This window comes from Actinoplanes campanulatus (assembly GCF_014647795.1).
In the GTDB taxonomy this organism is placed as follows: Bacteria; Actinomycetota; Actinomycetes; order Mycobacteriales; family Micromonosporaceae; genus Actinoplanes; species Actinoplanes campanulatus.
In genome coordinates, this window is the sequence record NZ_BMPW01000004.1 from 243,437 (window position 1) to 266,585 (window position 23,149).

Annotated in this window: 21 protein-coding genes; 17 read left to right on the forward strand and 4 right to left on the reverse strand. The window is 71.5% G+C overall.

Annotated elements, in window-relative coordinates:
* Positions 1-34: 34 nt before the first annotated feature.
* The 6 genes from IEZ13_RS09885 (at position 35) to IEZ13_RS09905 (ending at position 6,780) form a co-directional block, all read left to right on the forward strand.
* A complete protein-coding gene (locus IEZ13_RS09885; protein ID WP_183220494.1) occupies positions 35-862 on the forward strand; it encodes an alpha/beta fold hydrolase in 828 nt (275 codons plus the stop codon).
* 82 nt (positions 863-944) lie between these two features.
* Positions 945-4,568: a S8 family serine peptidase gene (locus IEZ13_RS09890; RefSeq protein WP_183220495.1), complete on the forward strand. Its 3,624-nt coding sequence runs from the start codon at positions 945-947 to the stop codon at positions 4,566-4,568.
* Between the two features lie 86 nt (positions 4,569-4,654).
* Positions 4,655-5,617, forward strand: a complete 963-nt coding sequence (locus IEZ13_RS09895) for a helix-turn-helix domain-containing protein (protein WP_183220496.1) — start codon at positions 4,655-4,657, stop codon at positions 5,615-5,617.
* Between the two features lie 200 nt (positions 5,618-5,817).
* The gene (locus tag IEZ13_RS46380) at positions 5,818-6,057 is read left to right on the forward strand and encodes a TetR/AcrR family transcriptional regulator C-terminal domain-containing protein (protein WP_203833755.1); all 240 of its coding nucleotides are present in this window, start codon (positions 5,818-5,820) and stop codon (positions 6,055-6,057) included.
* A gap of 11 nt (positions 6,058-6,068) precedes the next feature.
* Positions 6,069-6,206 carry a hypothetical protein gene (locus IEZ13_RS46385; protein ID WP_203833756.1) on the forward strand — a complete coding sequence of 46 codons (138 nt, stop codon included), beginning with the start codon at positions 6,069-6,071 and terminating at the stop codon, positions 6,204-6,206.
* 28 nt (positions 6,207-6,234) lie between these two features.
* Entirely contained in the window at positions 6,235-6,780 is a 546-nt protein-coding gene (locus IEZ13_RS09905; protein WP_203833757.1) for a chorismate mutase, read from the forward strand.
* Between the two features lie 48 nt (positions 6,781-6,828).
* Here the strand turns inward: IEZ13_RS09905 and IEZ13_RS09910 are convergent, their stop codons facing one another.
* Together IEZ13_RS09910 and IEZ13_RS09915 are read right to left on the reverse strand one after the other, a co-directional pair.
* Complete coding sequence (locus tag IEZ13_RS09910; protein ID WP_183220498.1) at positions 6,829-7,116, reverse strand: hypothetical protein; 288 nt, start codon at positions 7,114-7,116, stop codon at positions 6,829-6,831.
* 400 nt (positions 7,117-7,516) lie between these two features.
* A complete protein-coding gene (locus IEZ13_RS09915; RefSeq protein WP_229794584.1) occupies positions 7,517-9,295 on the reverse strand; it encodes a hybrid sensor histidine kinase/response regulator in 1,779 nt (592 codons plus the stop codon).
* A 316-nt stretch (positions 9,296-9,611) separates the two neighbouring features.
* On the opposite strand from IEZ13_RS09915, the gene IEZ13_RS09920 reads away from it, so the two are divergent.
* The gene (locus IEZ13_RS09920; protein ID WP_183220502.1) at positions 9,612-10,703 is read left to right on the forward strand and encodes a peptidoglycan-binding domain-containing protein; all 1,092 of its coding nucleotides are present in this window, start codon (positions 9,612-9,614) and stop codon (positions 10,701-10,703) included.
* Between the two features lie 4 nt (positions 10,704-10,707).
* On the opposite strand, the gene IEZ13_RS09925 is transcribed toward IEZ13_RS09920, so the two are convergent.
* Entirely contained in the window at positions 10,708-11,676 is a 969-nt protein-coding gene (locus IEZ13_RS09925; protein ID WP_183220504.1) for an aldo/keto reductase, read from the reverse strand.
* Positions 11,677-11,829: 153 nt separating this feature from the next.
* Positions 11,830-12,462, reverse strand: a complete 633-nt coding sequence (locus IEZ13_RS09930) for a hypothetical protein (protein ID WP_183220506.1) — start codon at positions 12,460-12,462, stop codon at positions 11,830-11,832.
* 58 nt (positions 12,463-12,520) lie between these two features.
* Between IEZ13_RS09930 and IEZ13_RS09935 the strand changes: the two genes are divergently transcribed.
* The 10 genes from IEZ13_RS09935 (at position 12,521) to IEZ13_RS09980 (ending at position 23,135) form a co-directional block, all read left to right on the forward strand.
* Positions 12,521-12,706, forward strand: coding sequence for a hypothetical protein (locus IEZ13_RS09935; RefSeq protein WP_183220508.1), 186 nt, complete (start codon positions 12,521-12,523; stop codon positions 12,704-12,706).
* A 173-nt stretch (positions 12,707-12,879) separates the two neighbouring features.
* Positions 12,880-14,058, forward strand: a complete 1,179-nt coding sequence (locus tag IEZ13_RS09940; RefSeq protein ID WP_203833758.1) for an ROK family protein — start codon at positions 12,880-12,882, stop codon at positions 14,056-14,058.
* Positions 14,055-15,581 (forward strand): sugar ABC transporter ATP-binding protein, encoded by a 1,527-nt coding sequence (locus tag IEZ13_RS09945; protein ID WP_229794585.1) that lies wholly within the window; start codon positions 14,055-14,057, stop codon positions 15,579-15,581. Before IEZ13_RS09940 ends, IEZ13_RS09945 begins: the two co-directional genes overlap by 4 nt.
* Before the next feature lie 101 nt (positions 15,582-15,682).
* Complete coding sequence (locus IEZ13_RS09950; RefSeq protein ID WP_372441861.1) at positions 15,683-16,654, forward strand: ABC transporter permease; 972 nt, start codon at positions 15,683-15,685, stop codon at positions 16,652-16,654.
* Positions 16,655-16,752: 98 nt separating this feature from the next.
* Positions 16,753-17,808: a substrate-binding domain-containing protein gene (locus IEZ13_RS09955; RefSeq protein WP_183220512.1), complete on the forward strand. Its 1,056-nt coding sequence runs from the start codon at positions 16,753-16,755 to the stop codon at positions 17,806-17,808.
* 53 nt (positions 17,809-17,861) lie between these two features.
* Positions 17,862-19,043: a Gfo/Idh/MocA family protein gene (locus IEZ13_RS09960; protein WP_183220792.1), complete on the forward strand. Its 1,182-nt coding sequence runs from the start codon at positions 17,862-17,864 to the stop codon at positions 19,041-19,043.
* A 243-nt stretch (positions 19,044-19,286) separates the two neighbouring features.
* Complete coding sequence (locus IEZ13_RS09965) at positions 19,287-20,522, forward strand: inositol-3-phosphate synthase (protein ID WP_183220514.1); 1,236 nt, start codon at positions 19,287-19,289, stop codon at positions 20,520-20,522.
* Positions 20,519-21,361, forward strand: coding sequence for an SCO3242 family prenyltransferase (locus IEZ13_RS09970; RefSeq protein WP_183220516.1), 843 nt, complete (start codon positions 20,519-20,521; stop codon positions 21,359-21,361). Before IEZ13_RS09965 ends, IEZ13_RS09970 begins: the two co-directional genes overlap by 4 nt.
* A 405-nt stretch (positions 21,362-21,766) precedes the next feature.
* Positions 21,767-22,600, forward strand: a complete 834-nt coding sequence (locus IEZ13_RS09975; protein WP_183220517.1) for a sugar phosphate isomerase/epimerase family protein — start codon at positions 21,767-21,769, stop codon at positions 22,598-22,600.
* 13 nt (positions 22,601-22,613) lie between these two features.
* Positions 22,614-23,135 carry an EboA domain-containing protein gene (locus tag IEZ13_RS09980; protein ID WP_183220518.1) on the forward strand — a complete coding sequence of 174 codons (522 nt, stop codon included), beginning with the start codon at positions 22,614-22,616 and terminating at the stop codon, positions 23,133-23,135.
* Positions 23,136-23,149: the final 14 nt, after the last annotated feature.

Below are 23,149 nucleotides of genomic sequence, written 5' to 3' on the forward strand. Positions count from 1 at the left end.
CGGGCGATCGGTGGATCGCTTAGCGTCGGCGGCTATGACCGAGACGATGGTGGCCGCCGGGCCGTTGCGCCTGTGGACGGAACGGACCGGGGACCCGGGTGACCCGGCCGTCCTGCTGATCATGGGGGCGTCGGCGCAGGGCTTCACCTGCCCGGACGCGCTGGTCGGCCGGCTCGTCGACCGTGGGGTGCAGGTGATCCGGTACGACCATCGCGACACCGGGCTCTCCAGCGTCGTCGACTTCGACCGGCATCCGTACGGGCTGTCGGACCTGGCCGCCGACGCGCTGGCGATCCTCGACGCCTACGGGCTGTCGTCCGCCCACATCGCCGGGGTGTCGATGGGCGGCATGATCGCGCAGTGGCTGGGCGTGCACGCGCCGGACCGGGTGCGGTCGCTGACCCTGCTGTCCACCACCCCGATGGGTGCCCGCCCCGGCGACCTGCCACCACCTGACGACCGCTTCCTCAAGCATCTCGCCGCCACGGCCGGAACCCGGCCCGGGGTGGAGTCCGACGTGGCCCTGTTCCGGGTGATGAACGGCGACGTCCGCCCGTTCGACGAACCGGCCTGCCGGGCGATGCTGGAACGCTGCTGGGCCCGGGCGGTCGACCCGTCGGCGGCCGCCCATCACGGGCCGGCCTGTCAGCGGGACAGCCCGGACCTGCACGCGCCGCTGTCCACGATCACCGCGCCGACGACGATCGTGCACGGCGACCAGGATCCGGTCGTCACGCTCGCCCACGGTGAGGCGCTGGCGGCCGCGGTCCCGCACGCCGAGCTGCGTGTCGTGCCGGGCATGGGGCACGTCTACTGCTCGTCGGGACTCCCGGAACTGCTCGCCGGCCTGATCCGGCTCTGAGCGGTGGCGGAGTCGTGCCTTGGCGTGACTCCGCCACGGTCAGGTATTCACCGGCGTCGACCGTACCGATAGAACTCCTTGCATGTCTTCCCCCTTGATGCGGCGCCGGCTGCTGGCCGCCGTCGCCGCGGCCGGTCTGCTCAGCGGCGCAGCCGTCGCGGTGCAGGCCCCCGCCACCGCGGCCTCCCCCGGAACACCGACGAAGACCGAAACCACCACCGCCACCCACACGATCACCCTGATCACCGGTGACGTGGTCACCGTGCGAGGCTCCGAGACCGTCGACGTCGAACGGCCCGACGGCGCCCCCGGTGGCGTCCGGCTCCAGCGCAGCGGCGGCGACCTGTTCGTCCTGCCCGACGAGGTGCTGCCGCTGCTCAGCGCCGACCGGCTGGACCGCCGCCTGTTCAACGTCACCGACCTGCTCGAGATGGGGTACGACGACGCGAAGACCGGCGTCGTACCGGTGATCAGCACCGTGCCCGCCGGTGCGGCCCGCACCGCCGCACCGGCCGTCCCGCGCGGCGCGAAACTGGTCCGCGACCTGCGGACGGTGGGCGCCGCCGCGCTCACCGTGGACAAGAGCCAGACCCGCCCGTTCTGGACCGCCCTGGGCGAGAAGCCGGGCAAGCTCTGGCTGGACGGGAAGGTCACCGCCAACCTCGCGGACAGCGTCCCGCAGATCGGCGCGCCCGAGGCGTGGGCGGCCGGCTACGACGGCTCCGGCGTGAAGGTGGCGGTCCTCGACACCGGCATCGACGCCACCCACCCCGACCTCGTCGACCAGATCGACGACAAGGTCAGCTTCGTGCCCGATCAGGACACCTCCGACGTCAACGGCCACGGCACCCACGTCGCCTCGACGATCGTCGGCACCGGCGCCGCCTCCAGCGGTGTCAACAAGGGTGTCGCGCCCGGCGCGGACCTGATCGTCGGCAAGGTGCTCGACGACAGCGGCTCCGGACTCGACTCCTGGGTGCTCGCCGGCATGCAGTGGGCCGCCGAGTCCGGCGCCGACATCGTCAGCATGAGCCTCAGTGACCCGACGCTGTCGGACGGCACCGACCCGATGGCGGTCGCGGTCGACACCCTGTCCGCCAGGTACGGCACCCTGTTCGTGATCGCCTCCGGCAACAGCGGGCCGGAGACCATCGGCACCCCGAGTTCGGCGGCCAGCGCGCTCACCGTCGGCGCCGTCGACAAGCAGGACAACCTGGCGTACTTCTCCAGCACCGGCCCGCTGATCCGCAGCGGCGCCCTCAAGCCGGACATCACCGCGCCGGGCGTCGACATCAACGCGGCCCGGTCGCAGCAGATGACCAGTGGCAGCGGCCTGTACCGCAGCATCAGCGGCACCTCGATGGCCACCCCGCACGTCTCCGGCGCGGCCGCGATCCTGGCCCAGCGGCACCCCGGCTGGACCGGCCCGCAGCTCAAGGAGGCGCTGATGAGCAGCGCCAAGGCGCTGCCCGACTACACGCCGTACGAGGTCGGCACCGGCCGGGTCGACGTGGCCGCCGCCGTCGACGGGCAGGTCCGGGCGACCGGCTCGGTGTTCTTCGGCAACTTCGACTGGCCGCACGAGCCCACCGACGAGCCGGTCACCAAGCAGGTCACCTTCACCAACACCGGCACCACCGGCGTCACCCTGAACCTGGCCGCCACCGGTCCGTTCGAACTCGGCGGCACCTCTGTGACGGTGCCCGCGGGCGGCACCGCCACGGTTCCGGTCAGCGGCGACCCGACCAAGCCGGGCACCGGCCGCTACACCGGCTACCTGGTCGGCACCGATGCCGCCAGCGGCGCCGCCGTCACGCGTACCTCGCTGGGTTTGATCAAAGAGGACGAGCGCTATGACCTGAGCGTGAAGTTGATCGGCCGGGACGGCAGGCCCGCCACCGCGAACGTCGTGATCAAGCAGGAGGGCGAGTACTACCCGTACGTTCTCACCGTCACCGGCGAGCAGACACTGCGGATGCCGCCCGGCACCTACACGGTCGAGTCCTTCCTCGAAGGGCGGGGTGAGCGGGCCGACTCCCTCGGCTACGCCATCCTGGTCGACCCGGAGACCGTGCTCGACGGCAAGTCCGCCACGGTCGTGCTGGACGCGAGCAAGGCCCGCCTGCTCGACACCACCACGCCGCAGCGCACCGAGAACCGGCAGCGCAAGGTCGACTACACGGTCACCTACCCCAGCGGCGACAGCTTCCGGGACGCCTTCCTGATCCCGACCCGGTTCGACGACGTCTACGTCTCGCCGACCGAGCAGGTCGAGGACGTGACGTTCACGATGGTCAACCGGTGGCGCAAGGGTGAGCCGCTGCTGACCGTCAGCGCGCTCGGCCTGCCGCCGCTGGACGTCACGGTCCAGCCCGGCAGCACCCTCGACGCGGGCCGCGACGTCCTGCCGCTGGTCTACGCGGGCACCGGCGCCCCCGGCGAATACCCGGACACCAAGGGCAAGGCGGTCGTGGTGACCCGCAGCGACGCGATCAGCGCCGTCGACCGGGCCGCCGCCGCGGTCGCCGCCGGAGCGAAACTGCTGCTGGTCGTCAACGACGGCGTGGGCACCCTCAACGAGGTGGTGGGGGACTCGCCGATCCCGGTCGCCACCGTGCACCGCGACGCCGGGGCACGTCTCATCGACCTGGCGAGGTCGGGCCGGCGGCACATCGCCGCCCACCAGGTGCCGTACGCCACCTACCTCTACGACCTGACCCGCACCTACACCGGAAAGGTGCCGAACAGGCCGCTCACCTACCACCCGCGCGCCACCGACCTGGCCCGGATCGACGCCCGCTACCTGAACCCGACCGAGCCGGTGGAGGGCAGCGGCGGCCGGTACGACGTGACGTTCCTCCCGGGCCTCGGTTTCCCGGAGCGGGAGTGGCACCCGTCCACCCGTACCGAATGGGTCACCCCCGGCCAGGACTGGGCCGAGGTCCATGCGCAGGGCACCTGGACCGTCTCGACCAACCGCCACGCCTACGCCAAGGGCGCCACCCGCCTGGACTGGTTCGCCCCGGCGATCCGGCCCGCGTTCAGCCGCACGTTCGCGGTGCAGAACAGCCGCTACCAGGACTACATGACCATCAACGTGCAGGCGTGGACGCCGTCCGGGGACACCCTCGAATACGGCGGCAACCTGGAGTGGGGTTCGGTGCCCACCAACCTCAAGCTCTACCAGGGCGGCAAGCTGCTGCACGAGAACACGCTGTCGTCGTCGCTGCAGTGGAAGGAGGTGCCGTCCGGGACACTGCCGTACCACCTGGTTCTGGACGCGTCCCGCCCGGCCGAACAGTGGCGGCTCTCCACCCGCACCCACACCGAATGGGACTTCGTCTCCAGCTCCAACGACTCGGACAACTTCGAGCCGATGGCGCTGCTGCAGATGGAGTACCGCCTCGACACCGACCTGCACGGCGACCTCCGGGCCGGCGGCACCCAGAAGATCCGGGTGAAGCCGATCCCGCAGGCGGGTGGCGGCCCGGGCACCGGCACCGTCACCTCGGTGGGCCTGGAGGTGTCCTACGACGACGGCGCCACCTGGCAGAGGGCGGCGCTGCGTAAGGACGGCGGCTGGTGGGCCAGCACGCTGAAACTGCCGAGGCGGCCCGGCGGCTTCCTCTCGGTGCGCGCCTCCGGGGCCACCGACGCCGGGTTCAGCATCAACCAGGAGATCATCCGGGCGTACGGCCTCCGATGATCCCACTCGCGGGGCCCTGGGACGGCGACGTCCCGGGGCCCGGCATATCCTCTCCGCACCCCCGGGTGGAGAGGAGACGGCCACCGATGCTCGCCGCTCTGGGCCTGAGCCCCGACCACGAGTCGGTCTACAGTGTCCTCGCCGGTCGCGCCCAGGCCGACCTGGCCGAGCTCACCGTCGCACTGCAACTCCCGGTCGAGGTGATCGACGACGCGCTGTGCCGGCTGACGGCGTGCGGGCTGGTCAAGTCCACACCCGACGGCGTCTTCGCGGCGGCGCCCCCGGCAGTCGCGCTGGGCGCCATGATCAGCGAACGGCGGGCCGAGCTGCGCAACGCCGAACTGGCCCTGGTCACCCTCGCCGAGGAACACCGCAAGGCGATGGCCGGCCGCACCATCAGCGAGCTGATCGAGGTGGTCACCGGGGTCGAGGCGATCCGGCACCGGTTCGCGCAGGTGCAGCACGCCGCCCGGCGACAGGTCCGGAACTTCGTCACCACCCCGTTCGTGGCCGTGCCGCCCGGCGCCAACCCGGTCGAGTCGCAGATGGTGGCCCAGGGGGTGCGCTACCGGGTCGTCATCGACCAGCCGGCACTGGCGGCCCCCGGCATGGTCGCCGAGACGACGGAGTCGCTGCGCCAGGGCGTCGAGATCCGGGTGACCGAGTCCCTGCCGATCAAACTGATCCTCGCCGACGACGAGCTGGCCCTGGTGCCGCTGACGGTCGCCGCCGGTGAGGAGCCGGGCGCCGTCCTGCTGCACCGGTCCGGCCTGCTCACCGCCATGGACGCGCTCTTCGAGACGGTGTGGGGCCACGCCCACCCGCTGGATCTGGCGGGCCTCGGCGAGCCGGCCGCGGACGTCATCACGGCACTGGACCGGACCATCCTGGCGCTGCTGCTCGCCGGGCTCACCGACCAGGCCGTCGCCACCCAGCTCGACCTCTCGCTACGCACCCTGCAACGGCGCCTGCGGCACCTGATGGACCTGGCCGGCGTCCAGACCCGCATGCAACTCGGGTGGTACGCGGCCCGCCACGACTGGACCTGACGGCGGCGCCCTTCATCGCGACTGCCGGTTGAACAGTGTCGCGATTCGGTGCTGCCAGGCCGGCATGAACCGGGGAGGGCGGGTGGGTGCGTGGTTCCACCGGTGGTTGAGCGAGAGGTGCGGGGTGGCGCCGGGTCGCCGGTCGGCGTGCGCGGGAACTCCGGTCACCGCCCGAGCCGGATCAGCACTGGCGGGGCTGGTTGAGCGGCCTGGCCGAGCGGCTGCGCCGAGCGCTGCTCGCCCATCCGGACGGCGCCCGGGTGGTCTCCGCCGCCCAGCTCTCCCGCGCCATGGCGGCGATCTCCGAACTGGCCATGAGCACTCTCGTGGCCCGCGGCGTGTCGCTGCATCAGGATCGCGTGATCGTCCTGACCGTCGAGCGCTTCACGGTCGGCCATGTCCTCGAGGAGCAGGCCCCCGCCCAGCCCCCGAGGCGCTGAAAGGCTTCGACATGGACACGTTCACGCGGCGGCACCCGACCGTGGTCGCCGCGATCGACGAGTACTTCCAGCCCGGCCGCACCGTGGACGACCTGTTCCGTGACTGCCTGGAGGTGGTCATCGAGGGCGCCGCGGTCAAGGTCACCTGACGGGACGGGCTTCCTATAAGGTACAAAAGTGGTATATCTGCTGGCTGTCGGTCTGGCCGCGATGGTGACGACCGGGCAGCCGCCGTCGAGCGATCTGAACGCGCTGGTCAACCTCTCGGCCGAGCGCCTGCTGCTGGCCGACCGGGTCGCCGCCGCCAAGTTCGGCACGGACCAGCCGATCGAGGATCCGGTCCGCGAACGGCAGGTCCTCGATCGGGCCGCCGCGATGGCCGCCGAGGCCGGGCTGGACGCTACCGAGACGGTCGCCTTCTTCCGGGCGCAGATCGAGGCGAGCAAAGCGGTGCAGCGCGGCCTGTTCGACCGGTGGGCCCGGCACCCGGAGCGGGCCCCGAAGCATCGACCCGACCTGGCCGCCGAGGTCCGCCCGCACCTGGACCGGATCACCGCCGCCTTCATCAGCCGGCTTGCTGCCGCCGAGGATCTGCGCGCCGCCACCCTCCGGTGCGGTGAACTGCTGGTAAGCGCGAAACGGGCGGCCGACCGCCGGCACCGGCTCGACCCGCTGCACGAGCGGGCCCTTCACGGCGCGATCGCCCCGGTCTGCACCGGTTGATCCTCTTGGCCCACGCGTGCAGGTCGCGCCGCCGACGAACTGGTGGCATCAGCCGATGACGGTGACGGCGAACGACGGCGTCTCGGCCGCGACATCGGCGCCCACCCTGATCACGATGTCGTCGCCGGGCATCGTCCCGTGCCCGGTGACCTGAGCGCCCGCCGTCTCGTTCCAGACGGCGACGATGGGACGCCCGCCGAGGGTCGTCGGGTTCTTGAAGCGGAACTCCACGAACTGCTTGCCGCCGTCGGTCACCCGATCCCCGTCAGCGGTGTTGATCAGTATCGAGAACCGCAGTACCGGCGCCGGTCCGGTGACCTCGAGCCCTTTCGTCATCGAAAACCTCCGTGGAAACCCCCGGCTTCAGCCGTGGGGAGGAAACGGATTCCCTGCGGAGCAGGACGGGGAGAGCCGGTTCGCCGCCGAGGCGGATCCGGCGTCCCACCCGTGGGGCGCAAGTGAACAGATGTGCTAACGTTCGGCACGTCCGGCCGGTGAGAACCAAACCGGCTGGAATGAATGCGTGTTGTCGAAGTTTTGCCACGGCGGAGCGTGACCGTGCCAGTGCTGCGGCTCGACTCTCTTCGGGGTGGTGGGTCGGATGCGGTCTGAGCTGGGAAATCCCCCGGATTTATCCGTGGGGATGACGTTAACTCCCGAGTGTGCCGGTTGTCGTCACCTTACGAAAGCGGAACCGTCCGGGATGCCGGACCGCGCCTTCACCGTCCTCGTCCCGCTATCCGCGGCGGCCGGCGGTGGAGGCCAGGGTGTCGCCGACCGCGGCGAGCAGTTCGACGGCGGTGAACGGTTTCGGCATGATCCGTGCCGAGTCGTCGAGGTGGTAGCGGTAGCGCAGGTCCCGTTCGCTGTAGCCGGACATGAACAGCACCCGCAGGCCGGGGTGGTGGCGGCGCAGGCGGGCGGCGACCTCGGGTCCGGAGCTGTGGCGCAGCGCGATGTCGGCGATGAGCAGGTCGGCATCGTCCAGGACGGCGGCGATCGGATCCTGTTCGTGCAGGACGGTGGTTCGGAAACCGTTCTCCCGCAGTATCCGGACCACCGCGTCGCGTACGAAATCCTCGTCCTCGAGAACGACCACGTGCTCACCGTGACCCGGCGACGGACCCGCCGCCGACGTCCCGGCCGCTTCGAGGGCCCGGCCGTCGGCCCGCGGCAGCTCGATGGTGAAGGTGGTGCCCGCCCCCGGCGACGATTCGACGCCGATGCGGCCGCCGGCGTCCTCGACGATGCCGTAGACGGTGGCCAGGCCGAGCCCGGTGCCCTGGTCAGCGGGTTTCGTGGTGAAGAACGGTTCGAAGAGCCGGTCGCGGACCTCGGCGGTCATCCCGCAGCCGGTGTCGGTGACCGACAGCCGCGCGCCGCCGTCGGGTGTCTGGTCGGTCCCGACGACGATCATGCCGCCGTCGGGCATCGCGTCGCGGGCGTTGATCACCAGATTGAGCAGGATCTGGTCGAGGCGGCCGCGGTTCGCGCGTACCGGAAGGGGCTGGTCGTGGGTGCGGCAGACGAGCCGGATGTTCGTGCCGATGCTGCGGCTGAGCAGTTCGCTGGAGCTGACGACGACCTCGTTGAGGTCGACGTTCTCGACCTGGGTGGGTTCCTGCTTGGCGAACAGCAGAAGTTGGCTGGTCAGGGAACGGGCCCGGTCGGCGGCGTCGCGAATGCGGTCGAGATCCCGGCGGCCGTCGGCGGTGACCTCCTCGGTGAGGAAGTCGGCGTAGTTGAGGATGATGGCGAGCAGGTTGTTGAAGTCGTGCGCCACCCCGCCGGCCAGTTGTCCCAGGCTCTCCATCCGTGCCGCCTGGACGGTCCGCTCCAGGGCCTGCCGTTCCTCGGCCTCGCGCCGCTTTTTGGCGGTGATGTCGCGTTCGGTGGTCGCCGAGGCGATCACCTCACCGGATTCGTCGCGGATCGGCGCCGCCGCGACCGACACCAGGAACTCCGTGCCGTCCCTGCGTATCCGCCGCGCCTCGTCCTGGATCACGTGTTCGCCGGCGTTCAGTTCGGCGAGCGATCGCTCGTAGTGCGGCAGCCGCTCCGCCGGCACCATGCGGGTGAATCTTTCGCCGACCATCTCGACGGCCCGGTAGCCGTAGAGACGTTCCGCGCCGGCGTTCCACTTCAGCACCGTGCCGTCGAGGTCCAACATGATGATCGCGTCGGTGGACTGCTCCACGATCGCGGCGAGCATGCCCCGTTCGCTGGCCGCCTCCGCGGCGGCCCGCAGCAGCAGTCGCAGGTTGGCGGCGATCACCCAGCTGATCGGGATGATCCCGGCGACCAGCAGCAGCCGCAGGATCTGATCGGGGGTGCCGAGCATCCCCTGCCAGGTGGAGACGGCGAAGGCCGCGGCGAACGCGTAGCAGCCGACGGCCAGCACCCCGCGCGGGTTCGCCGAGGCGGCGGCGAAGGCGGTTCCGATCGCCACCATACCGAAGAGGAGCATGTGCGGCGGTGACAGCGCGGAGACGACGGCCAGCACGGTGACCGTCACGAAGGCCACCATGAGGTGCGTCGAACGCGGGCCGGCCGATGCCTCGGACGCCGGTCTCAGAGGCCTCATGTCGGCAGCCCTCCGCCCCCAGTCTCGCCGGATACCGGAAGACTATTCCCGCCTCACCGCACCCGCCGGGAAACGGCCGATCGTGTCAGCTCGCCTCCTCATCCCACCGGGATGATCCGGGAACGGTCGCCGGACTGCGACGATCGCCGCATGAACGGATGGCTGATGTGGGGACTGTTCCTGCCCCTGTTGCTGGTGGTCGCGGGCGTGGTGGTCATTATCCGCAAGCGCAACGACCGCCGCTGACATGCGGGCCCGCGTACCGATCCTGCTTCTCGGCGGGATTCTCGCGGTGACCGGATGCGGCAGCGGCGACGGCGACGCCCGGGTGACGGTCGCCGAACGGCAGCTCGCCGACGCGCAGGAGGCCCTCGCCGGGGCACAGGCCGAACTGGCCGGCCAGATCGAGGCCTTCTGCCGGACCGGCTCCTCCTACGTGACCGCCCTGGACCGGTACGGCGACCTGATCACCGGCACGGCGCCGACCGTCGGCGACGTGAAGGAGGCCGGCGCGGACCTGGCCGAACCCCGGTCGCAGGTGGTCACCTCGATCGAGAAGCTGGCCGAGGCCCGCCAGGCGGTCGCGGACGCCGAGAAGGAGCTGGCCGAGGCGGCCGCGGCCCTGGCGTCCGCCCGCGCCGGCGCGTCGCTGCCGCCGGCCCCGTCGCCGTCGCCGTCGCCGTCGAAGCCGCCCGAGCCGGGGGCGTCCGTCGCCGACACCACGGTCAGCCGGGTGAGACAGGCCGACGCCGACTTCACCGCGGCGCAGGCGGGCATCGCCGACCAGACACCGCTGCGGCAGGCGTCGGAGCGGTTCAACTCGGCCGCCGTCGCGCTGGAGATGTCCTGGCTGGATCTGCTGGGCGAGGCCGGCTGCGCCACCGAGGAGCAGCGCGGCCAGGCCCGCGACTACACGCTGGCGGTGCAGAAGTCGCTGTCCACGGCCGGCTACTACAAGGCCGAGGTGGACGGCGTCTACGGTCCGACCACGGTCGACGCGGTGCGGGCCCTGCAGAAGGCGCACGGCCTGACCGAGACCGGCGCCGTCGACAAGGCCACCGACGCGGCGTTGCAGAGCGATCTACGGGCCAGGGGCGGTGCGGCCGCCGACGAGGCGATCGCGTCCACCGCGGCCGTGCAGCAGACCTTGAAGCTGGCCGGGTTCTGGACCGGGCCGGTCGACGGCACCTGGACCGACGAGTTGACCGAGGCGCTCAAGGCCTTCCAGAAGGACCTGGGGATCGAGCCCACCGGAACCGTGGACGCGGCCACGATCGCCGCCGTCGAGCACGCCCGCGCCGCGAAGCCCTCCCCGGCTCCCTCGGTGTCGCCACCCTGACCGGTCACCACCAGTAGTTGTCCTGCGGGGTGTACCAGTTCTCCAGCTCGGCGCGTTCCTCGTCGGTGAGCCGGAGGTCCAGGGCCGCGACGGCGTCCTGGAGGTGGTGCGGCGCGGTGGCGCCGACGATCGGGCAGGACACCACCGGCCGGGACAGCACCCAGGCCAGGGCGACCCGCGCCATCGGGACGCCGCGTGCCCCGGCCACCCGCTCGACGGCCTCGACCACCGCCCGGTCGGCGTCGCGGTCGAACGTCTCGGCGACGGTGTCCGATGACGATCGCGCGGTCTGCTCACCCCACGGGCGGGCCGCCCGGCCCTTCGCCAGCGGCGAGTACGGCGTCAGGCCCACCCCCTGGTCGAGGCACATCGGGATCATCTCCCGCTCCTCCTCGCGCTTGAGCACGCTGTACTGGTCCTGCATGGCGGAGAACGTGGTCCAGCCGTTCACCACGGCGGCGTGCTGCATCTTCGCGAACTGCCACGCCCACATCGACGACGCGCCGAGGTAGCGCACCTTGCCGGCGCGTACCAGGTCGTGCAGCGCGGACATGGTCTCCTCGACCGGGGTCTGCTCGTCGTACCGGTGCACGTAGTAGACGTCGATGAAGTCGGTGCCGAGCCGGCGCAGCGACGCGTCCGCCTGTTCGAGGATCGCCCTGCGGGAGAGGCCGCTGCCGCCCGGGCCGTCGTGCATGCGGCCGCTGACCTTGGTGGCGAGCACGATGTCCTCGCGGCGGGAGAATCGGGTGATCGCCCGGCCGACGTATTCCTCCGACGTGCCGCCCTGGTAGACGTTCGCGGTGTCCCAGAACGTGACGCCCAGGTCGACGGCCTGCCGGAAGAAGGCGGCCGCGTCGTCCTCGCCGAGCGTCCACCGGTGCACGCCCGCGGCCGCGGCGCCGTAGCTCATGCAGCCCAGACCGATCCGGCTCACCCGCAGGCCGGTCCGGCCCAACCGTGTGTACTCCACCGTGGCATCCCTCCGTCGAAGACCATTCTTTTGTACGCGTGGAGCACGGCCGCCCACCGCAGGTGTTACGACCAGCCACCCGCACGGAGTGCACTTATGCGTGTAATGACCGTTTTGTCGGATATCGGGCTAGCCTCTGATGGTTCCGTTACATCAGCCCGAGGAGGACACCCGGATGCGCAGGATCGTCACCGTCGCCGGGGTCGCCGTCATCACGACGTTGCTGCCACCGCCCATCGCCCGCAGCGGCGGTCCCGTCCCGGACCCGGCACCCGATGCCGACGCGTTCGTGCTGCGTATCCTCGATTCGCAGGGCAACCCGGTCAAGCCCGTGCCCACCGTCACGCAGGCGAGTTCTCCCACCCCCACCGTCACGCAGGGGGTGCCGGCCACGAGTTCACCCACGCCCACTGTCATGCAGTCGGTGCCGGCCACGAGTTCCCCCACGTTCACTGTCACGCAGGTGGTGCCGGCCACGAGTTCTCCCGTACCTACTGTCGCGCAGGCGGTGCCGGCCCAGCCGTCGCGGCCCACCGGATATTCCACGCCTTCCGTCGTCCAGCCGTTGCCGGTCACGACCTCCTCGGCGCCCACCATCACCCGCCCGGCCGTCGGCAAGCCGTACCCGACCCGTCCGGCGCTCACCGCGAAGCCGGGCCCGAGCCGCCCGGCTGTCGTCGTCAAGCCCAGCCCGGTCCGCCCGGCGCCGGCCACCCCGAGGCCCGCGATCAAGCCGATCGCGGCACCCACGCGCGCGCCCGCAGCGAAGCCAACGGTCAGGTCCACCGCCGGCAAGCCGAGTCGGCAGCGCCCGAGGCCGCACCGCGATCACCGTGACCGGCCGTTGATCGTCGGCGGCCCGGACGGCCCGGGGATCCACTACGACGGCCTGGGCCTGGACATCCGCGACCTGCTGCCGGACTTCTGTCACGGGTCGTTGCACTGCCCGATCTCGCCCGCGCAGTGGCCGGGACTGCCGCCGGCCGTACCCCTGGGCGGTTGGGGTTTTGGTTTGAAGGATCTTGCTTGAGAGGTGACCTGCCCGAGCTTTTGCAGGATCTGTCGAAAGTTTGAGATGGATCAGCCGGAAGCTATGGACAGCCAGAACAATCACTTCTACTGTGGCGCATGTAACACATCGACATGACATCGATGTGACATCGGCGGACGCGGCACGCTCTGACGTGCGGATGTGGAGCCAACGTGCGTGTGACGATCGATCCTCCCTACCTGCGGCTGCTACGCCTGCTGCGGAACGAGGGCGCCATCTCGCGGGCCGAGCTGGCCGATCGGCTGCAACTGCCCCGCCCGCGGCTGCTGGCCGAAGTGGAACGTCTGGTCGCCGCGGGCTACCTGGTCGAAGCCGGGATGGCCGCCTCCCGGGGCGGCCGCCGCTCGACGCTCGTCGAGTTGCATCCCAGGCTTCGGTTCGCCGCGGTCGACCTGGGCGCCAGCTCGATCGACGTCGAGGTGACCAACGGCCGCCTGGAGCCGGTGGCCAACTACACCGAAGAGGCCGACATCCGCTCCGGCCCCAAGGTGATCCTGCACCGCGTCAACGAACTGCTGGCCAAGGCCCGGGTGGAGGGCGCCTACGACCGGCTCGACGCGATCGGGATCGGGGTGCCGGGGCCGGTCAGCTTCCGCGACGGGGTGCCGGTCTCGCCGCCGATCATGCCGGGCTGGGACCGGTTCGGCGTCCGGGAGCTGCTCACCCGCGAGCACGGCTGCCCCGCGGTGGTCGACAACGACGTGAACATCATGGCCGTCGGCGAGCAGCACGGCGGTGTCGCGCACAGCGTGCAGGACTTCCTGTTCGTGAAGATCGGCACCGGCATCGGCTGCGGCATCTACCTCAACGACGGCGTCTACCGCGGCACCGACGGCTGCGCCGGCGACATCGGCCACATCCAGGTCGACCCGCACGGTCCGATGTGCTCCTGCGGCAACGTCGGCTGCCTCGAAGCCCTGTTCAGCGGCACGGCGCTGGCCCGCGACGCGATGGTCGCGGCCCGTGCCGGGTCGCCCGCGCTCGCCGACCGGCTGGCCGCCCGCGGCGTGCTCACCGCCCGCGACGTGGCCGAGGGCGCCACCGAGGGGGACGTCGCCTGCATCAAGCTGATCCGCGAGGGCGGCCACCGCCTCGGCTCGGTGCTCGCCTCCCTGGTCAGTTTCGCCAACCCCTCCATGATCGTCATCGGGGGAGGGCTCGCCCAACTGGGTCACATCCTGCTCGCGGAGATCCGCAGTGCCGTCTACCGCCGGTCACTGCCCCTGGCCACCGGCAACCTCCCGATCGTGCTCTCCGAACTCGGCTCCCGCGCCGGGGTCACCGGAGCGGCCGTCCTGGCCAGCGACGTCGCCTTCGAGCAGGCGTCGTGAGCGAGCCGGACGTGGTGCTGCGGCTGACCGATCTGGTCAAGACGTTCCCCGGGGTGCGGGCCCTCGACGGGGTGCAGTTGGAGGTGCGGGCCGGTGAGGTGCACTGCCTGCTCGGGCAGAACGGCGCCGGCAAGTCCACGCTGATCAAGGTGCTGTCCGGGGTGCACCGGCCGGACGCCGGCACGGTCGAATGGCTCGGCCAGCCGGTCGCGTTCGCCAACCCGCAGGCCGCCATGAAGGCCGGCATCGCCACCATCTACCAGGAACTCGACCTGGTCGACGACCTGTCGGTGTCGGAGAACGTCTTCCTCGGCCACGAGCCGCGCCGGCTGGGGTTCATCCGGCGAGGCGCCATGGCCGACCGGACCCGGCGGATCCTCGGGTCGCTCGGGCACGAGGAGATCCCGGCCCGCCGGATGGTCCACGCGTTGCAGGCCGCCGGGAAGCAGGTGGTCAGCATGGCCCGGGCGCTGTCCCAGGAGGCCAAGCTGATGATCATGGACGAGCCCAGCGCGGTGCTCGCCCACGACGAGGTGGAGAACCTCTTCCGGATCATCCGCAGCCTCACCGCCCAGGGCATCGCCGTCATCTACATCTCGCACCGGCTCGAGGAGATCCGCGAGATCGGCGACCGGGTCACCGTGCTCAAGGACGGCCGCACCACGGCCGCGAACCTGTCCGCCAAGGAAACCCCGACCAGCGAGCTGGTCAGCCGGATGACCGGCCGGACCATCGAGTACGTGTTCCCGCCCCGGCCGGAGGAGCCGCCCCAGCGCGAGGAGCTGTTGCGGGTCGACGGCCTGACCCGGGCCGGCGAGTTCCGCGACGTCTCGCTCAGCGTCGCCGCCGGGGAGATCGTCGGCATCGCCGGGCTGGTCGGATCCGGCCGTTCCGAACTGCTCGAAACCGTCTACGGCGCGCGCCGAGCCGACACCGGCACCGTCACGCTCGGTGGGCGCACGCTGCGGCCCGGGAGCGTCGGCTCGGCCGTTCGGGCCGGCATGGGCATGGCCCCCGAGGAGCGCAAGAGCCAGGCGCTGCTGCTCGGCGAGCCGATCTACCGCAACATGACCCTGGCGACGTTCAGCGGCCTGGCCCGTCTGGGTTTCACCGACGCCGGGCGCGAACGCGCCGAAGCCGACCGGATCGCCGCGTCGCTGGATCTGCGCCCGCGTGACGTACGCCGGCCGGTGGGCACACTGTCCGGCGGCAACCAGCAGAAGGTCGTGGTCGGGCGCTGGCTGCTCGGCGACACCCGCCTGCTGCTGCTCGACGAGCCGACCCGCGGCGTCGACGTCGGCGCGCGGGCCGAGCTCTACCGGGTGATCCGCCGGCTCGCCTCGGAAGGGGTGGGCGTGCTGCTGGTCTCCAGCGAGGTGCCCGAGGTGCTCGGCCTGTCCGATCGCGTGCTGGTGATGCGCGAGGGCCGGGTCGTCCGCCAGGCGCCCTCCCACGAACTCGACGAAGACACGGTGCTCGACCTCGTGATGGCGGGGTCGTTGATGGAAGGGACGCCAGCGTGACGCTCAGTGAAGGCACCGGTCTGGCGGTGCCCGGCGCCGCCACGGAACCACCGGGCGGGGCCGCGCAGAAGCGGTCGTGGGCCGGCGAGTCCGGCGAGTCGGTGGCCCGAAACCTGGTCCTGGTCGGCGTGCTCGTCGCGCTGATCGTCATCGGCGCCATCACCCAGCCGCAGCTCTACAGCGATTCCACCTGGGTGTGGAACAACATGGTGTCGATCCTGCAACTGGCGTCGGTCGTCGGCGTGGTCACGGTCGGGATGACGTTCGTCATCATCGGCGGCGGGATCGACCTCTCGGTCGGCGCGATCGTCGCCCTGGCCGGGGTGTGGTGCACGACGCTGGCCACCCAGTCGTACGGCACCGTCGGCATGATCTTCACGGCGATCGTGGTGGCCGTGTCCGTCGGCCTGATCAACGGGGTGCTCATCTCGTACGGCCGCCTGGTGCCCTTCATCGCCACCCTGGCGATGCTCGTGTCGGCCCGGGGCCTGGCCGCGGCGATCTCCGGCAAACAGACGCAGATCTCCGCCAACACCTTCATCAACAGTCTCGCCAGCGACCGGGTCCTGGGCGTCCCGCTGCTGGTCTACATCCTCGCCGTCGTCGCGGTGGCCGGCTGGGTGCTGCTGAACCGCACCACGTTCGGCCGGCGCACGGTGGCGGTCGGCGGCAACCCGGAGGCCGCGCGCCTGGCCGGCATCGACGTCAAACTGCACACCATGCTGCTCTACGGGCTGTCCGGTCTGTGCTGCGGCATCGCCGCGATCATGCTGACGTCGCAGGCGACCTCCGCGCAGGCGGCCATGGGCAACCTGTACGAGCTGGACGCCATCGCCGCCGCGATCATCGGGGGCACGCTGCTCAGCGGGGGACGGGGCACGATCGTCGGTTCCATCCTGGGCGTGCTCATCTTCGCGACGATCACCAATCTGTTCGCCATCAACGGTCTCTCCACCGAGGCCCAGAACATGGTGAAGGGCGGCATCATCGTCGCGGCGGTCCTGGTCCAGCAGTTCCGCTTCAAGTCCGTCACGCAGTTCTTCGCCCGGAACCGGGCGACCACCACCAGCTGAATTCCGCTTCTTCCGCGAGGTGACCGTCCGTCGGACGGCCGCCGGGTCTCGCACACCCTTCACACCCCCGTCCTCGAGACGAGACATAGGAGATGGCCATGGAAAAGAACAACTCCGACCTGTCGCGGCGCCGGCTGCTCTTCGGCGGCGCCGCGGTGGGTGCGGGAGCCCTTCTCACCGCGTGCACCAGCAACGAAGCGGCGCCGACCCCGGCGCAGACCAAGGACTCCGGAAACGCCGAGGGCAACGCGGCGCCGGGTCAGAAGGTCGTCATCGGCTTCTCCGCCCCCGCGGCCGACCACGGGTGGATCGCGGCCATCACCAACAACGCCAAGGCGCAGGCCCAGGCCTACTCGGACGTCGAGTTCAAGTCGGTGGAGGCGGGCGCCGACGCCGCCGCCCAGCGTGCGGCGCTGTCCACGCTGCTCGGGCAGAAACCCAACGTCATCGTGCTGCTGCCGCACGACGGCAAGGAGCTCAACTCGTTCGGCCTCGAGGCGATGGCCGCCGGCATCCCGGTGGTCAACCTGGACCGCGCCTTCCCCGACGCCCGCGCCTACCGCACCCTGATCAAGGGCGACAACTACGGCATGGGTGTGGCCGCGGCCGACTACATCATCACCCAGATGAAGGTGAAGGGCGTCACCGCCCCGATCATCGGCGAGATCGCCGGCATGGACGAGCTGGAGCTGACCCAGGAGCGGTCCAAGGGCTTCACCGACACGCTGACGGCGGCCGGGTTCAAGGTGGCCAACCGTCGTGCGGCCCGGTTCACCGTCGACTCCGGCCAGCAGGAGGCGGCACAGCTGCTGCAGGCGCTGCCGAAGATGGACGCGCTCTGGAACCACGACGACGACCAGGGCGTCGGCGTGCTGGCCGCGATCAACCAGGCCGGCCGCAGCGAGTTCATCATGGTCGGCGGCGCCGGCTCGAAGCAGGCCATCGAGACGATCCAGGCCGACAACACGGTGCTCAAGGCGACGGTCACCTACAGCCCGTCGATGGCCTCGTCGGCCATCTCGCTGGCCCGGCTGATCGGCCAGAACAAGGGTATGTCCGACCTGGTGGAGCTCCAGGTGCCCAAGGACATCGTGCTGGCCTCGGAGACCATCACGAAGGGGAACGCGAGCAGCTACATCAAGCTCGGGTTCTGACCGCGTACGGGGGGAGACCCATCTTGTCCACGCAATCGCAACTGCGGGTCGGCATGGTCGGCTACGCGTTCATGGGCTCCGCGCACTCACAGGCGTGGCGCACCGTGAACCGCGTGTTCGACCTGCCCCTGCATGCCCGGATGACGGCGGTCTGCGGCCGTGACGAGGCGAACGTCGCCGCGGCGGCGGCCCGGCTCGGCTGGGAGCAACACACCACCGACTGGCGGGCGCTGGTGTCCCGCGACGACATCGACCTGATCGACATCTGTACGCCCGGGGACAGCCACGCCGAGATCGCGATCGCCGCACTCGCCGCCGGCAAACACGTCCTCTGCGAGAAGCCGCTGGCCAACACGATCGACGAGGCCCGGCAGATGGCCGCCGCCGCGGAACGGGGCGCGGCGGCCGGCGTCCGGTCGATGTGCGGATTCAACTACCGGCGGGTGCCCGCGGTCGCGCTGATGCGGCGGATGGTGGCCGACGGGCGGATCGGCGACATCCGGCACGTCCGCGCCGTCTACCTCCAGGACTGGATCACCGATCCCCAGTTCCCGTTGGTCTGGCGGCTGCAGAAGGACAAGGCGGGCTCCGGTGCGCTCGGCGACATCGGCGCGCACATCATCGACCTCACCCAGTTCGTCACCGGTCAGCGCATCACCGGGGTGACCGCGCTGACCGAGACGTTCGTCAAGGAACGGCCGCTGCCGCAGGCGTCCAGCGGGCTCAGCGCGGCGGCCGGGGACGGCAACGGCACGGTCACCACCGGGCAGGTGACCGTCGACGACGCCGCGCTGTTCCTGGCCCGGCTCGACGGGGGTGCGATCGCCACGTACGAGGCCACCCGCTTCGCGACCGGCCGCAAGAACGGGCTGCGTGTGGAGATCAACGGATCGCTGGGGTCGATCGCCTTCGACTTCGAGCGGATGAACGAGCTCGAGTTCTACGACGCCACCGAGCCGTCCACCGAACAGGGCTTCACCACGATCCTGGTGACCGAACCGGATCACCCGTACCTGTCCGCCTGGTGGCCGCCCGGCCACGGGATCGGTTACGAGCACTCCTTCACCCACCAGGCCCGTGACCTGATCGAGGCGATCGCCACCGGCGCCGACCCGGCCCCGTCGTTCACCGACGCGCTCCAGGTGCAGCTGGTGCTGGACGCCGTCCTGCGCTCGGCCGGGCACGGTTCCGGCTGGACCGACGTGGAGCCGATCTTCGCGGAGGTGGCCGCCTGACCACTGCTGCACGACCGGGCTCTTCCACCACCCGCGAGGGTCCGGACACGGTGCGCCCCGTGTCCGGACGGGCGGCGGGAGAGACGACCGCCACCCGGTGCGGCACGGACGGGATTCCCGCGCCGGGCCGGGTGACCCCCTGAACGGCAGGCGGAGCCGGAACGCCGCACCGGTTCCGCCTGCCTGCCCGCCGCCGGCGTCCCGGCGGCACTGTCCGGCACCGCCAACGAATTCGGAGGAGTCATGTCCCTGGGTGTCTGGCTGGTCGGCGGTCGCGGCAGCGTCGCGGTCACCAGCATTGTCGGAGCACTGGCCATGCGCGCCGGCCTGGCCGCGCCGACCGGGTGCGTCACCGAGCTGCCCGGCCTGCGGGCTGCCGCCCTTCCCGGTTTCGGTGATCTCGTCTTCGGCGGCCACGATCCGTCCACGGTGCCGCTGACCAAGCGGGCCGAGGCCCTGGCCGACGCCGGGGTCGTCCCGGCGCGCCTGGTGGCCGCCGTGCAGGCCGACCTGGCCGCGGTGGACGCCCGGATCCGGCCGCTGCTGGCCGGCAGCACCCCGGCGGGGACGGCCGGCCTCATCATCGCCGACCTGGTGGAGTTCCGGGAACGCCACCGGTTGGACCGGGTCGTGGTGGTGAACGTCGCCTCCACCGAGCCGGTCGCCGAGCCGGATCCGGCGTACGCCGAACTCGCGCTGCTGGAGGCCGCCCTCGCCGCGGGACGGCCGGTGCTGCCGCCGAGCGCGCTGTACGCCTACGCGGCACTGCGGGCCGGCTGCCCCTACGTCGACTTCACCCCGTCCACCGGCGCCCGGCTGCCCGCCCTCGACGAACTGGCCCGGCGGCAGGGGCTGCCGTATGCCGGGCGCGACGGCAAGACCGGGGAGACCCTGCTCAAGTCGGTGCTGGCGCCCATGTTCGCCCAGCGCAACCTGGACGTGCTCACCTGGTCCGGCATCAACCTGCTCGGCGGCGGCGACGGGGCGAACCTCGCCGATCCGGCCGCCAACGACGCCAAGACCGCGAGCAAGCAGCGGGTGCTGCGGGAGACGCTGGGACAGCAGCCACAGGGCACGGTCCGGATCGAGTACGTCGAGGACATCGGCAACTTCAAGACCGCCTGGGACCTGGTGACGTTCGCCGGTTTCCTCGGCACCCGGATGCGCTTGGAGTTCACCTGGCACGGCTGCGACTCGGCACTGGCCGCCCCGCTCGTCCTGGACCTGGCCCGGCTGACCGGCGCCGCACACGCCGCCGGACGCTCCGGGGCGCTGACCGAGCTGGCCTTCTTCTTCAAGGACCCACCGGGCTACGTCCCGCACGGCCTGGCCGACCAGTTCCGGCTGCTCACCGAGTTCGTCGCCGGCCTCGATCAGGCACCCGGCATGACCGACTGCACCGAGCGGCAGCCACCGCGAGATGCTCCGCCGGCCGCAGGCGAGGGCCGGGAGGGCATGCCCAAGGAAGCACTGCCGTGACGGGCTGGCGGGATCTGGCCGAGCTGGTACGCGCGCCCGCCGCCCTGTCGGTGCCCGGTGACGTCGTCGCCGGAGCGGCCGCGGCCGGCACCCTGCGCCCACGGACACTCGCGCTGGCCGGCGCGTCGGTCTGCCTCTACTGGGCGGGCATGGCCGCGAACGACCTCGCGGACCGGAAGATCGACGCGGTCGAACGGCCCGGGCGGCCCATCCCGTCCGGCCGGGTCCGGCCCGGCACCGCACTGGGCGTCGCCGCGGCCCTGACCGGCGCCGGGGTCACGATCGCGGCGCTCGCCGGGGGCCGCCGGGCCGCCGCTGTCGCGGTTCCGCTGGCCGGCGCGGTCTGGGCGTACGACCTCATCGCCAAGAAGACCGCCGCCGGACCGGCCGTGATGGCCGCCTGCCGCGGGCTCGACGTGCTGCTCGGCGTCGGCCCCGGGCGGTACCGGGCAGCGGTTCCGGCCGCCGCCACGGTCGCCGCGCACACGTACCTGATCACGCTGTTGTCCCGCCGGGAGACGACCGGCGCCACCGCGTCGCTGCCCGCCTCGACCCTGGCCGGCACCGCGATGGTCGCGGGCGCCGCCGCCTCGCCGGCGACGACCGTCGGCGGATTGCTCTCGGCCTGGTACGCGGCCCGTTTCGGCGCCGCCCAGCAACGTGCCCTGACCAGCCCGGACGCGGCGACGCTGCAGGGCGCGGTGACGGCCGGGATCACCGCGTTCCCGGCGTTGCAGGGCGCCCTGACCGCCCGCGCCGGCCGTCCGACGGCAGGCGTCGCGGTGGCCGGCGCCGCGCTCCTGGCCGCACCGCTGGCCCGGAAGGTGAGCCCCACTTAACGTCATCCCCACGGGTAAATCCGGGGGATTTGCCAGCTCAGACCGCATCCGACCCACCACCCCGAAGGGAGTCGAGCCGCATGTCTTACATCGTCAGCACTGGCACGGTCACGCTCCGCCGTGGCAAAACTTCGACAACACGCATTCATTCCAGCCGGTTTGGTTCTCACCGGCCGGACGTGCCGAACGTTAGCACATCTGTTCACTTGAGCCCCACGGGTGGGACGCCGGATCCGCCTCGGCGGCGAACCGGCTCTCCCCGTCCTGCTCCGCAGGGAATCCGTTTCCTCCCCACGGCTGAAGCCGGGGGTTTCCACGGAGGTTTTCGATGAGCGAGCTTGCGAGCGAATCATCGGGCTCAGTCGTGAACTCATGGCGGCGCCGGAGCGCAGCGGAGGTGACGACATGAGCGGCCTGCGGTTCGGCTACGGCACCAACGGGTTCGCCAACCACCGGCTCGACGACGCGCTCGCCGTGATCGCCGACCTGGGCTACGAGGGGGTGGCGCTCACCCTCGACCACGACCACCTGGATCCGTTCTCCGGCGACCTGGCCCGCCGGGTCGGCGAGGTGTCCGCCCGGCTGTCGTCGCTGGGCCTCGCGGTGGTGATCGAGACCGGTGCCCGGTACCTGCTGGATCCGTGGCGCAAACACTCGCCGACCCTGCTCGACGACGACCGGGACCTGCGGCTGGAGTTCCTGCGCCGGGCCGTCGACATCGGCGCGGACCTGGGCGCCGAGGCGGTGTCGTTCTGGGCCGGTGTCCGTCCCGCCGACGTGGACGAGGCCACCGCCTGGGACCGGCTGGTCGACGGCTGCGCTCGGATCGTGGCGGCAGCCCAGGACCGCGGTGTGACGCTCGGCTTCGAGCCGGAGCCGGGCATGCTCGTACCGGACATCGCCGGCTGGCGGCGGCTGCACACCGACCTCGGCGCGCCGGCCGGGTTCGGTATCACCCTCGACATCGGGCACTGCCGCTGCCTGGAGCCGATCCCGGTGCCCGACTGCGTCACGGCGGTGGCCGAACACCTGGTCAACGTCCAGATCGACGACATGCGGCGCGACGTCCACGAGCACCTCGAATTCGGTACCGGGGAGATCGACTTCCCGCCGGTGCTGGCGGCCCTGTCCGCCGCCGGGTACGAAGGGCTGGTCGCCGTGGAACTGCCCCGGCACTCGCACGCCGCCCCCACGGTCGCGGCCCGGTCACTGGACTTCCTGAGGGCCGCCGGGAAGTAGACGAGGAGGCGCCATGGATCAGAACCCCTGGCTCACCGACGCCGTCGCGAGAGTCGCCGACAGCCCACCGGCGATCGTGCGCCTGTTCGCGGCGGCCGGCCGCCACACCCGCCCCGAGGAGGACGGCAGGACCCGGCTGCTGCTCGCGCTGCCACCGGAGACGGTGCCCTACTGGGTCGACGACCTGTACCGGCACGGCGACGCGGGCGAGAAGCTGGCGATCCTCACGGCGCTGCCGGCGCTGCCGCTCGGCGCCGAGGCGGTGCCGCTGCTGCACGACGCGCTGCGCACCAACGACACCCGGCTGATCACGGCCGCGCTCGGCCCGTACGCCCGGCATCTCGACCAGCACGCCTGGCGGCACGCCGTGCTCAAGTGCGTCTTCATCGGCGTACCCCTGGAAAAGATCGACGACCTGGACCGGCGCGCCGACCGTGAGCTGGCCGCGATGGTCTCCGCTCTGCGCGCGGAGCGCGAGGCGGCCGGACGCCGGCTGCCCGACGACGCGCGCCGCCTGCTCGACCGCATCCCCTGACCCGTCCCCCTGGG